The sequence below is a fragment of the Butyrivibrio sp. AE2032 genome, from assembly GCF_000702965.1.
Window position 1 is genome coordinate 43027 of sequence record NZ_JNLF01000004.1, and the last position, 11849, is coordinate 54875.

The following is an 11849-nucleotide window of genomic DNA, read 5'->3' on the forward strand; positions in this document are numbered from 1 at the left end:
TTAAGACTCGCCGTTTTTTGAGGCAATCGCAGAAGAGCTTGAAGCAATGTGTCCGAGCCTTTCCTCCAGGATCGCAAGAGCCTCTTCCCTGGAAGGATCTTTTATCGCCCAGGAACCCTTGCCGCCCACTTCCTCATAACAAACGAGGGGTTTTCCGGCGGAATGGCCTTTGCCGTATGTATCCTTAAGGGAATTCATTATCGAATTGAAGCTTACGTCCTTCAGTTCGGTGGGAAGATTAAGCTTCGTGTAGATTGCGGTAAGCGCGGTCCTGGCCTTGTCGGGGACCGTGGCGAAAAGGCTTAAGGCAAGGGCCTCGCCTTCCGAATAGTTCATAAACCTGAAGTATCCCTCTATAGCCTCCGACAGTTCGTTGCCGAGCGTCAGGAGAACGGGATTCTTCCTGTCGATAGCGGCTCTCGCGGCATAGACCCTGTTAAGGAAAACCCTGATATCGGAAGGGCTCGAACCCGCTATGTTGAGCAGATCCGTAAGCAGACCGAAATCAGCGAGCAGCGCATATCTGATTATCTGGGCATATCCGTTGGGGATATACTTTTTCGGTATCGTCGAAAGGAAGACCGGATCGATGAACACAGCGCTCTGGGAAACCTTAACGGAAGCCGTATTCTTGCGGCTTCCTGAATTTGTATAAACCTTATCGGCGCAGCATGTCTCCGCCATTGACGAGAGTGTCGTAGGGACAGCGATAAAACGGGAACCTCCCGAATAGAGCGCAGAAGCAAATCCAGCGATGTCTATTACGGAACCGCCGCCGAACGCGATCACCCAGTCGTTGCTGCCGAGACCGAACTCCGTGAACTCCTTGATAACATTATAGACCTGTGAGAGATTTTTGTTCTGCTCACCCTCTTCAACAGTGATAAGGCATGTCTTGACATTTCTTATGACGAACTGTTTCTCAAAAGCGTTATAATAGTAGCCGCTGACCTGTCTGTCGGATATTATCGCAGCCTTGATCTCCTGGTCTCCGAGATCTTTGTTGCCATATTGCTCGAGAATAAAACCTGCCACGAATTCGTCTGCGATACCGCTTCCGGTAAAGCAGTCGTAGCTCCGGTTGCAATCAAGTCTGTCCAAAGGTTTTAAGGCTCCTTTCGCTGCAAAAGTCAATTTGTATATTACCACAAAAGTGATAAAATAAACGCTCAGGAAATTTATTAATAGAGGTTACGTATGAAAATAAGAACGAGATTCGCACCCAGTCCAACGGGTTTTATGCATGTCGGAAATCTCCGCACCGCGCTTTATGAATACCTTACCGCAAAGCACGAAGGCGGCACTTTTGTATTGAGGATCGAAGATACCGACCGTGAACGTTATGTGGAGGGCGCAACTCAGGTAATATACGACACGATGAAGCTCGCCGGCCTTGAGCACGACGAAGGTCCGGATATCGGCGGAGAGTTCGGACCATATGTCCAGAGCGAGCGACTTTCTATGTATAAGCCTTACGCCGAGCAGCTCGTGGAACAGGGCAAGGCTTACAGATGCTTCTGCACCAAGGAGCGCCTTGAGGCTCTTAAGGAGAATGCACCTGAGGGTACAGGTTACGACCGTCACTGCAGAGACTTATCTCCTGAAGAGATCCAGAAGAACCTGGACGCAGGCATGCCCTATGTCATCCGTCAGAAAATGCCCCTTACAGGCTCTACTTCTTACCATGACCTGGTTTACGGAGACATCACATTCCCCAACGAGGATCTTGACGATCAGGTATTGATCAAGACTGACGGCTTCCCTACTTATAACTTCGCCAACGTTATCGATGACCACACAATGGGAATTACACACGTTGTAAGAGGATCCGAGTACTTATCTTCAACACCTAAGTACAACCTCCTCTATGAGGCATTCGGCTGGGAGATCCCCACATACATCCACCTGCCGCTCATCATGGGCAAGTCGGTTGACGAGGAAGGCAACGAAGTGATCTCCAAGCTTTCAAAGCGTCACGGCTCCACAGGTTTCATGGATCTCGTTAACGAAGGTTACCTCCCTGAGGCGATCATCAACTATATCGCACTCTTAGGCTGGGCACCCAAGGATACAAGGGAGATCTTCTCCCTGCCCGAGCTCATCGAAGCATTTGATATCAACGGCATTTCCAAGTCACCTGCCGTATTCGACTACGACAAGCTCTCATGGGTAAACCAGGAACACATCAAGGCCATGTCCGACGAGGAGTTCTTGGAGCACGCAAAGCCCTTCTACGATGAGGCAGGCGTTGATCCTTCATGCTACGCTCTGCTCGCAGAGCTCCTGAAGCCCAGGATCGCAAAGTTCACTGAGATCACCGAGAAGCTTTCCTTCATCAAGGAATACGGCGATTTCGAGCTCGGGCTTTTCGAGCACAAGAAGAGCAAGTCAACACTGGAGTCTTCAAAGCAGATGCTCGAAAAGGCTATCCCCGTTTTAGAAGATCTGGACTGGGACAGAGATGCCATCACAGAAGCTATGAAGACGCTGGCAGAGAGCCTTGAAGTCAAGAACTCTGTCGTTATGTGGCCTGTAAGGATCGCTGCCGCAGGAGTTGCGGTCACCCCCGGCGGATGCGCTGAGGTCATGCTCCTTCTGGGCAAGGAAGAATCTCTTAAGAGAATTAAATACGCTTATTCAAGACTTTGATCGGGAGAATACTAGAAATGGCTGACAGCAAGAATTTTATCGAGCAAATCATTGACGAGGAACTTAAAGAAGGCGGAAGAGTCTACGGCAAGAAGATCCATACGAGATTCCCGCCCGAACCGAACGGCTACCTTCACATAGGTCACGCAAAGGCATTGGAGATCGACTTCGGTACAGCTGAAGCATACAACGGCCTGTGCAACCTCAGAATGGACGACACGAACCCCACCAAAGAGGATGAGGAATACGTTGAGGCCATCAAGGAGGATATCCACTGGTTAGGTCACGACTGGGATGACCGGTTCTTCTATGCTTCCGAGTATTTCGAGAAGATGTATGAATTCGCCATCGAACTCATCAACAAGGGCCTGGCTTACGTTTGCGAACTTACGCCCGACCAGATGAGAGACATGAGAGGCGACACAAAGACTCCCGCTGTCTCCCCTTATCGTGACAGACCCATCGAGGAGAGCCTTGACCTTTTTAAGAGAATGAGAGCCGGCGAATTCGAAGACGGAAAGATGACTCTCCGTGCCAAGATCGACCTCGCTTCCGGCAACTTCAACATGAGAGATCCCGTTATCTACAGGATCAATCATCTCCCACATCACAGAACAGGCACAGAGTGGTGCATCTACCCCATGTACGACTTCGCTCATCCTATCGAAGACGCTTTGGAAGGCATCACACACTCCCTCTGCTCATTGGAGTTCGAAGCTCACAGACCTCTTTATGACTGGGTGGTAAACAACATTTCCGTTGAGTGCAAGCCCCGTCAGATCGAGTTCGCAAGACTCGGCATCACACACACGGTCCTTTCCAAGAGAAAGCTCCGTGCCATGATCGAAGCAGGCATCGTATCAGGATGGGATGACCCCAGAATGCCTACACTCTGCGGTCTCAGAAGAAGGGGTTATACTCCCGCTTCCATCCATAACTTCAGCGCTAGAAACGGCGTCGCAAAGGTCAACTCCGTTGTCGACTTCGCTTTCCTCGAATACTGCCTCCGCGAAGATCTTAACGATCACGCTCAGAGAGCAATGGCTGTTTTAAAGCCCATCAAGCTCATAATCGACAACTATCCTGAGGGACAGACCGAAGAGTTCGATGTCGAGAATAATCCCAAGGACGAGAACGCAGGCACACGTAAGGTATCCTTCTCCAGAGAGCTCTGGATCGAAGAAGAAGACTTCATGGAAGTTCCCGCTCCCAAGTATTTCAGATTATTCCCCGGCAACGAGGTACGCCTTAAGTCCGCTTATGTCGTTAAATGCGTATCCTGCGATCACGATGCAGAAGGCAATGTAACCGCAGTCCACTGCACATACGATCCGGATTCAAGAGGCGGCAACACTTTGGACGGCAGAAAGATCAAGTCCACCATTCACTGGGTTGACGCAAAGACAGCCGTTGACGGCGAGATCAGACTCTACGACAGGCTCTTTACGACAGAGCAGCCCGACCTTGCTGACTGCAACTATCTCGATTTCATCAATCCCAATTCCCTGGAGATCATCAAGGGCGCCAAATTAGAAGCTTTCCTTGCTGACACGAAGCCCTCTGACAGATTCCAGTTCTTAAGGACCGGTTACTTCTGTGCCGACTCCAAGGATTCAACACATGATCATCTGGTATTCAACAGAGCAGTATCTTTGAAGGATTCTTATAAGCCGGAGTAATTCTCTAAAAATATTGCAGATTAAAAAGCCCCTGTCATCTGACAGGGGTTTATTTATCACTTGGAGTTTTTCTCGTAGGTCGGCTGCTCGTGCAATGTCTTTCCCAGAAGCGTCATAGCCTGCTTCGGACAATGATCTATGCATCTGTAGCACATCGTGCATTTTGAAGAAGCAATCGCTTTGCCGTCTTCTATCCTGATGTTTTGCGTAGGGCAGTTCTTCGCGCAGATTCCGCACCCGATACACTTTGACGGATCGATCTTAACCTTATCGGTATAGCCTGTCGTCTTATTGTAGAACCAGAGTCTCTGTCCGAATAATCCGGCAAGGTGCGCTGCAAATGACAGCCCCTCTTTGGGATAGCTGCCTTCCCTCATCTGTTTGGCTGCTTCGGCAACGCGTTTGTCGGCCTTTTCTATTATCGATTTGTTCTGTTCTTTGGACTTCTTAAGAGCCTTGCAGTCACCGATGGAATCAGGCATCACTATCTGAAGGCCGCCCGTGATCTCCGCACCGTACTTTTTGAGAAGCCTGGCAGCACACCCGGTTCCGTCACCAGAAAACAGTCCCATGGTCGTTATCAGGAATATCTTCTTCCCTTTCCATAATGCTTCATGAGTGTTTATGAAGTCTCTTACAAGATACGGAATGTTCGAAAACATCGTCGGATAAGCCAGGATGATCTCATCGCCTTCCAAAGCTTTCATTGCATCTTCTGACTCGATAGGCACCGCAATCCCGTTTCCGCCAAGCTCATCCAGAAGCAGAGTCACTATATGCTTTGTATTGCCGGAACCGCTTAAGTAGACCGCATTCATAAAGCACCGTCCAAAAGCATCTTGAATGCTTTCTTCAGATACTCTTCCTTAGTCATTTTGAATCTGAGCTTAATGTACTCTTCCTTGTCGTTTGCCATCGAGATTATCCCCGATATCGACGACCACATCATTATGACCGCAGGATATATGTCGATCTCTTTTCTGACAATGCCCTCTTCTATGCCGCTTCTGATAAACTTTGCAATCTCCTCATTGGTCTGTTCGCCGATATCGTAGATCTTCTTATAAAGCTCTTTATCTGTGTCTACAGAGATCTTTCCCAATGTACCCTTGCAGAACAACGGGTGCTTTTCGAACTTATCTGCAATGTCAAAACAGAGCTTGTAGTACCTTTCCTCAAAACTGCCGTCGCTTTCTGCAGCTTTCTTCGCATCGTCCAGGATCTGCTCCATATACCTGCATACGATGGAATCCCAGATCGTCTGCTTGCTATCGAAATAAACATAGAGTGTGGATCTGCTGATCCCCGTGCATCTTGCTATGTCATCTATCGAAGTCGACTCATATCCATTTGCTTCGAAAAGCTTTTCCGATGCATTCAAAACGGCTTCATTATAGATCTCGACCGCCAAGTCTTTACGCATATCTTCCTCCCCAAATACATATACTTGATCCCCTATTTTCGTACTGCTAATTCGATTTTCGAACTATCAGTACGATTATCGTACTACCAGTTCGATTTCATGTCAAGAATACCCTGCCGGGTAAAACACGAAAGTTTAAACCCGGCGAAAATAAGTATTTGTAAGAGCTGAAAAAGTATCAGTAACCGGCCAGGAAAGCTTTGGTTCTTTCCTGCTGGGGATTTGTAACGAGATCGTACGCGTTGCCTTCCTCAACGATCACTCCGCCGCTCATGAATATGATGCGGTCGGCAACGTCTCTGGCAAAGCTCATCTCGTGGGTTACGATAACCATCGTCATCTTTTCTTTTGCGAGTTCTTTGATAACGGTCAGAACGCCTTTGGTGAGCTCGGGATCCAAAGCGGATGTGGGCTCATCGAAGAAGATGATCTCAGGATTTGTGGCCAGGGCCCTCGCGATGGAAACTCTCTGTTGCTGGCCGCCCGAGAGATTGCAGGGATAAGCGTCAGCCTTTTCGACGAGGTCCATCTTCTTTAAGAGTCCGTCGCAGATCACGTCGGCTTCTCCCCTGCTCATCTTGTGTACATGTATGAGGGCTTCCGTTATGTTCCTGCGGACGGAAAAATGCGGGAAGAGATTGAAGTTCTGGAATACGAGACCGAATTTGGAACGGATCTCTTTTTCGAGCTTTTTGTCGCAGTATTTTCCTTCATCACACAAAACGTCGCCGCCTATCACGATCCTGCCGGAATCGACGGTCTCGAGTGTCGTGGCGCATCTGAGCAATGTGGATTTGCCGCCGCCTGAAGGACCGATAACGGCCACTACCTCACCGCGCTTTACTTCCATCGAAATGCCTTTTAAGACCTCAAGGTCACCGAAGGATTTCTTTATGTTCTTCATCTCCAGAACGATGTCGTTTTTTACGTCTGCCATCGGGATAACCTCATTAAGAATAGTAGGACATGGATTTTTCCACGCGGTTCAGTATCGTCTCGACGATCAGGTTCATAGCGTAATAGAAAGCGCCCGCAACTATGAACGGCATTACCGATACCTGTGCGGATGCGGCAGCTGATGCCTTGGTGAACATCTCGGTAACCGAGAGGACCTGGGCAAGCGAAGTATCCTTTACGAGCGTGATTACCTCATTCGAAACAGAAGGCAGCACTCGCTTGATGACCTGCGGAAGTATTATCTTGAAATACGTCTGCATCTTCGTAAATCCGAGGACCGTCGCAGCTTCGTACTGGCCCTTGGACATAGACTGAATGCCGCCTCTGAATATCTCGGCGAAATATGCCGCATAGTTCAGCGAGAATGCGATTATCGTTGCGATAAATCTGTAGTTGAAAGGACCGATCTGTATGCTTCCGAGGTTTACTCCGAAGATATAGTAAGGTCCGAAATACACCAGCAGGAGCTGGAGCATGAGAGGCGTGCCTCTTAATATCGAGATGTAGAGCTGGAAAACAAGAGAAACGATCTTGATCTTGGACATCCTGCCCTTTGAAACGAGGAGTCCCAACGGGATCGAAAATATCAGCGTAAAGAAGAAGATCCCGAATGTAAATCCTAAGCCCTGCCACAGCTGGATCAATGTCGACTGAAGATTACCCATATCAATACCCCGGCATGGTCCATAAAGATTCTATCTCGGAATCGCCCTTGATGTGCCAGGTCACCTCATGCGCGGAGGAATCAACGCTGAACTTGTCGATAAAGCCTCCATCAACACCGCCGTAACTGTATGTCTTCAGGACTCCTCCTAAACCGTTCAGAGCATCTATGCGCTCTTTATCGGTCATGTTCTTATAGTAATCACTCTTTCCGAACTGCTCGAAAACCGTCACCGTGAATTTCATGGCGAATTCGTCTCTGCTCATGTTCCCGTACTTGCTTGCCGGCATTAAGATCCTGCATTCGTCGACAAAATCGGGGGCGGAAAAAGCCTTGTTCTCATCCTTCTCTGCAGGAGAACAACCGGCAAAAAGAACAAGAGACATAACGGTTATCAGAATGTATGAAATTACTCTTTTGAACATAGCACCTATTTTAGCATAAACAAAATATCATCGAGGTCATTTTCGCAAGACTACTTAAAACAAAACTAAAAAAGACTGCCGCAAAGCGCGGCAGTCTTTCCGAATAAGCTTATCCGATCTTAAGCTTTATTTGCCGAGGATGGTAACATCGGCACCGAACCACTTATTGGAGATCTGTGCCATCGTTCCGTCAGCAGCCATGTCATCCATGGCTTTCTGAACTTCATCACGGAGAGCGGTATTTCCCTTGAGGAAACCTACGCCGTACTCTTCGGATGCGACTGCCTCGTCAAGGACCTTGAAAGCCTTGCCTGATGTCTGGATCTCATAACGCGCAACGATCTCGTCCATTACGATGGCATCAACGCTGCCCATCTCAAGTTCCATCATGGCATTGAGATAGGAATCCATCTCGATGAGGTCACCGAATGAATCCTTGAGAGCCGCATTGTCTTCGAGAGCTGCAAGACCTGAAGAATCCTTCTGTACAGCTACAGTCTTGCCTGCAAGATCTGCCAGTGAAGCGATAGCAGAATCGTTCTTTACTACAACTACCTGGTCATTGCTCATGTAAGCCTTTGTCCATGTGTATCCGTCTTCTCTGCCGCTGATGGTAAAACCGTTCCAGATGCAGTCGATGTTGCCTGTAGCGAGTTCCTGATCCTTGGAATCCCATGCGATGGGCTGTGCCACGAACTCACGTCCCATACGCTTTGCTGCTTCCTTTGCGAGATCAAGATCGAATCCTACATATGAACCGTCGTCTGCGACGAAGCCCATAGGCGGGAATTCCTGGTCGAAACCTACGACAAACTTCTTGTCATCCTTCTTTCCGCAGCCTGCAAAAGCAAGTGCCAGTGTGGCAACCGCCATAACAGATGCCACGATCTTCTTCATAACCATAAACACTTTTCCTCCGTTTGTTTTGGCTTAATTATTTGGTGCCGAAAATACGGTCACCCGCATCTCCCAGACCGGGGAGAATATACGCGTTTTCATTGAGTTCCCTGTCTACGTTTCCGACATAGATATCGATATCGGGATGAGCCTTTGCAAGTCTCTCGATACCGACGGGAGCAGCGATGATGCACATGAACTTGATGTGCTTTCCGCCGTGCGCCTTGATGGAATTGATGGCGTCGACTGCAGAACCGCCCGTAGCGAGCATAGGGTCGACGACAACGATGAGACGCTGATCGATGGGATCAGGGAGCTTGCAGTAATAATCGTGAGGCTCGTGTGTCTCAGGATCCCTGTAAAGACCGATGTGACCGACTTTTGCAAGAGGAGCCAGAGCCTGAACGCCGGGTACCATACCGAGTCCTGCACGCAGGATCGGAACGATGGCGAGCTTCTTGCCGTCGATCATGGGAGTCATGCACTTCTCAAGAGGAGTCTGGATCTCCACATCCTTTAACGGAAGGTCTCTCAATGCCTCATAGCCTTCAAGCGTGGCGATTTCCTCAACGAGCTGTCTGAACTCATAAGTGCCGGTGTTAACGTTTCTTAAGAGTGAGATCTTATGCTTGATGAGAGGGTGATCCATTACCTGAACATTCGTAAAATCTTTGTACTGCATAGCAATCTCCTTTTCGCATCAAAAATGCCTGAAAGAATAATCTCCTGATTATTTTAGTTGAATGATTTTTTAAGTCAATAAAGCTCACGCGCTACTTGTAAATATTACAGACAAATGTCATTTTGATTGCTTGAATTTTACGCATTAGTGCTATGATAGATTAAATTCCATAACAACGGAGGGCTTGTCTATGAGTAAATCCAACCTTCAGGATGGAGCGGTCTACGACGCGAAAACTCTGGGTGCCGGTCGTATCGTCGTACTCGGTTTCCAACACATGTTCGCCATGTTCGGATCAACTATCCTGGTTCCTGCTCTCACCGGACTGTCGGTGTCAGCCACACTTCTTTTCGCAGGTCTCGGAACACTTCTCTTCCACCTTATCTCAAAGAGAAAAGTACCTGCATTCCTCGGTTCATCTTTTGCATTCCTTGCCGGTTACTTCGCCATTGCACCGAACGGCGAACGTGAACTGCTTCCCTACGCCTGCTTCGGCGTTGCGTGCGCAGGTCTCATGTACCTCATCCTGGCAGGACTCATCAAGGGATTCGGCGTAAACCGTGTACTTAAGTTCTTCCCGCCTATCGTAACAGGCCCTATCATCATCGCGATCGGTCTCTGCCTTTCAGGCACCGCCATCAACAGCTGCTCCACCAACTGGATCGTCGCTGTCGTAGCAATCATCATCATCGTCATCTGCAACATCTGGGGAAAGGGAATGGTCAAGATCACCCCTATCCTCCTCGGTGTCATCGGCTCATGCGTACTCTGCATCATTCTCATGCTTGCCACAGGCCGTCCTGACGGAAACGGCTACTATGCAATCATGGGTAATCCCGACTTCCAGTTATTCTCGGAAGCCAGCATAGAGAACATCAAGAACGCCGCATGGCTCGGACTTCCTTTCAAGTATCAGGATACAGTTCCCGCCATCTTCACCGGCGGTAATCTCGACAAAGGTCTCCTTGTAACCGCAATCGCAACCATCGTTCCGATCTCCCTCGCGACCATCGTTGAGCACATCGGCGACATCTCCGCCATCTCCTCGACAGTCGGACGCAACTTCATTCAGGATCCCGGACTTCACAGAACACTCATCGGTGACGGTCTTGCAACAACAGTCGCTTCCATCTTCGGCGCTCCCGCCAACACAACATACGGTGAGAACACGGGCGTTCTTACTCTCTCCAAGGTATTCGATCCTATGGTAGTAAGACTTGCGGCTCTCTTTGCGATCCTCTTCTCTTTCTCACCCAAGCTCGCTGCATGCATCTCCGCTATCCCGACTCCTGTTATCGGCGGTATCTCGCTCGTACTCTACGGCATGATCTCCGCTGTCGGTGTAAGAAACGTAGTTGAGAACAAGATCGACTTCTCCAAGACGAGAAACGTCATCATCGCAGCTCTCATCCTCGTTCTTTCCATCGGCGTCACATACAGTTCCGCCGGTGCGATAAACATCCCCTGCGGTGCTTTCGTGATCTCCCTTTCCGGTCTCGCAGTAGGTTCTCTCGTAGGCATCATCTTCAACGCCGCACTTCCCGGCAAGGACTATGTTTTCGAGGACAACCGCGAAGCTTCCGAAGCCAAGTTCTCCAACATCAAGCCTGAGCCTGCCGGCAAGTTCCTTGTACTGGACAAAGACAAGGAAAAGGATAAGAGCAAGGGAAAAAACAAGAAGTAATTCCTTAAACAGTTCAGATAATTTTCGGGGCTGACTCATAAACGGATGAGTCAGCCTCTTTCTTTTGATCTGCAAAGATCAGCTTTGCGTCGGATTGCATGATCCTGATATTACGAAAGCAAAGTACTGGCCAGATTCAGAGTAATGCCAAGAGAGCGATCCCCGCTGTCTCAAGCACTATGACGATTGCTAAAAGAAGCACGTACATCTTGAGCTTTGCGACATCCGTGACTGAAACGGAAGCTGTCTGCCGGGGAGCTGCGGAATCAGTCTCGACGCCGCTGAACGCGTCAGCTATGTAATCAGATGAAGCCGCCTTATCCTCTTCGGCGATAAAAAACGGCTGTTCGGGTTCCTTAACAGGCTGCTTTATCTTTGCCCTGACTTCCTCAGTATCTATCTCAGGAACGAATATCCTGCTCTCCACCTTTGCAGCGCCCGTCTTGATACCTGTCGCCCTGGGCTTTATTTCACCCTTAAGGAGAGCCGTATCCTCAAACGGATTCATGGCATTGGCGGACTGCTCGGTAAACTCGGGAGTGTCCGAATCTCTTACGAAAGCCATCTGCTCGGCATCGTAATGGATATTAACATCCACCCTGTCGAGCCTGGTAATGGGAACATGACGGTCGGGATCAAGTCTCCCCGGCCGTTCGTAAAGCGGTGTCTGTTCCGCATTTCTATTGATAAAACCGTTGCTTTCGTTTTCCATGTCGGTGATTATACCACAATTCCGCAAAGGACATTTTCCCTGGTCCTTCTTATCAGTTTTCCAAAAACCTGATACCC

The 11849-nt window shown here is 49.0% G+C and carries 12 protein-coding genes; 3 read left to right on the forward strand and 9 right to left on the reverse strand.

What is annotated here, in order from left to right:
- Entirely contained in the window at positions 1-1101 is a 1101-nt protein-coding gene (locus tag BO18_RS14395; RefSeq protein WP_034447460.1) for an iron-containing alcohol dehydrogenase, read from the reverse strand.
- A gap of 96 nt (positions 1102-1197) precedes the next feature.
- Here BO18_RS14395 and gltX point away from each other — a divergent pair, with 96 nt between their 5' ends.
- Positions 1198-2649: a glutamate--tRNA ligase gene (gene gltX / locus BO18_RS14400; RefSeq protein ID WP_034447461.1), complete on the forward strand. Its 1452-nt coding sequence runs from the start codon at positions 1198-1200 to the stop codon at positions 2647-2649.
- 17 nt (positions 2650-2666) lie between these two features.
- Complete coding sequence (locus BO18_RS14405) at positions 2667-4328, forward strand: glutamine--tRNA ligase/YqeY domain fusion protein (RefSeq protein ID WP_034447464.1); 1662 nt, start codon at positions 2667-2669, stop codon at positions 4326-4328.
- 56 nt (positions 4329-4384) lie between these two features.
- On the opposite strand, the gene BO18_RS14410 is transcribed toward BO18_RS14405, so the two are convergent.
- From BO18_RS14410 to upp, 7 genes are all read right to left on the reverse strand, one after another.
- Positions 4385-5146 carry an EFR1 family ferrodoxin gene (locus BO18_RS14410; protein ID WP_034447465.1) on the reverse strand — a complete coding sequence of 254 codons (762 nt, stop codon included), beginning with the start codon at positions 5144-5146 and terminating at the stop codon, positions 4385-4387.
- Entirely contained in the window at positions 5143-5751 is a 609-nt protein-coding gene (locus BO18_RS14415; protein WP_034447466.1) for a TetR/AcrR family transcriptional regulator, read from the reverse strand. The genes BO18_RS14410 and BO18_RS14415 overlap by 4 nt, the downstream gene beginning before the upstream one ends.
- Before the next feature lie 178 nt (positions 5752-5929).
- Positions 5930-6688, reverse strand: a complete 759-nt coding sequence (locus tag BO18_RS14420) for an amino acid ABC transporter ATP-binding protein (RefSeq protein ID WP_034447467.1) — start codon at positions 6686-6688, stop codon at positions 5930-5932.
- A 13-nt stretch (positions 6689-6701) separates the two neighbouring features.
- The gene (locus BO18_RS14425; protein WP_034447469.1) at positions 6702-7373 is read right to left on the reverse strand and encodes an amino acid ABC transporter permease; all 672 of its coding nucleotides are present in this window, start codon (positions 7371-7373) and stop codon (positions 6702-6704) included.
- A gap of 1 nt (position 7374) precedes the next feature.
- A complete protein-coding gene (locus BO18_RS14430; RefSeq protein ID WP_034447471.1) occupies positions 7375-7797 on the reverse strand; it encodes a hypothetical protein in 423 nt (140 codons plus the stop codon).
- A 126-nt stretch (positions 7798-7923) separates the two neighbouring features.
- Positions 7924-8694 carry an amino acid ABC transporter substrate-binding protein gene (locus BO18_RS14435; protein WP_034448517.1) on the reverse strand — a complete coding sequence of 257 codons (771 nt, stop codon included), beginning with the start codon at positions 8692-8694 and terminating at the stop codon, positions 7924-7926.
- Between the two features lie 37 nt (positions 8695-8731).
- Positions 8732-9376 carry a uracil phosphoribosyltransferase gene (upp, locus tag BO18_RS14440; protein WP_034447473.1) on the reverse strand — a complete coding sequence of 215 codons (645 nt, stop codon included), beginning with the start codon at positions 9374-9376 and terminating at the stop codon, positions 8732-8734.
- A 190-nt stretch (positions 9377-9566) separates the two neighbouring features.
- Between upp and BO18_RS14445 the strand changes: the two genes are divergently transcribed.
- On the forward strand, positions 9567-11060 hold the full coding sequence (locus BO18_RS14445) for a uracil-xanthine permease family protein (protein WP_066738342.1): 1494 nt from the start codon (positions 9567-9569) through the stop codon (positions 11058-11060).
- A gap of 136 nt (positions 11061-11196) precedes the next feature.
- On the opposite strand, the gene BO18_RS14450 is transcribed toward BO18_RS14445, so the two are convergent.
- Positions 11197-11799, reverse strand: a complete 603-nt coding sequence (locus BO18_RS14450) for a hypothetical protein (protein WP_185752468.1) — start codon at positions 11797-11799, stop codon at positions 11197-11199.
- Positions 11800-11849: the final 50 nt, after the last annotated feature.

Coding starts and splice junctions, on each gene's coding strand:
- BO18_RS14420 (WP_034447467.1), bottom strand. CDS start 6,688: ATGGCAGACGTAAAAAACGACATCGTTCTGGAGATGAAGAACATAAAG.
- BO18_RS14445 (WP_066738342.1), top strand. CDS start 9,567: ATGAGTAAATCCAACCTTCAGGATGGAGCGGTCTACGACGCGAAAACT.
- BO18_RS14425 (WP_034447469.1), bottom strand. CDS start 7,373: ATGGGTAATCTTCAGTCGACATTGATCCAGCTGTGGCAGGGCTTAGGA.
- BO18_RS14405 (WP_034447464.1), top strand. CDS start 2,667: ATGGCTGACAGCAAGAATTTTATCGAGCAAATCATTGACGAGGAACTT.
- BO18_RS14410 (WP_034447465.1), bottom strand. CDS start 5,146: ATGAATGCGGTCTACTTAAGCGGTTCCGGCAATACAAAGCATATAGTG.
- BO18_RS14430 (WP_034447471.1), bottom strand. CDS start 7,797: ATGTTCAAAAGAGTAATTTCATACATTCTGATAACCGTTATGTCTCTT.
- BO18_RS14415 (WP_034447466.1), bottom strand. CDS start 5,751: ATGCGTAAAGACTTGGCGGTCGAGATCTATAATGAAGCCGTTTTGAAT.
- gltX (WP_034447461.1), top strand. CDS start 1,198: ATGAAAATAAGAACGAGATTCGCACCCAGTCCAACGGGTTTTATGCAT.
- upp (WP_034447473.1), bottom strand. CDS start 9,376: ATGCAGTACAAAGATTTTACGAATGTTCAGGTAATGGATCACCCTCTC.
- BO18_RS14435 (WP_034448517.1), bottom strand. CDS start 8,694: ATGAAGAAGATCGTGGCATCTGTTATGGCGGTTGCCACACTGGCACTT.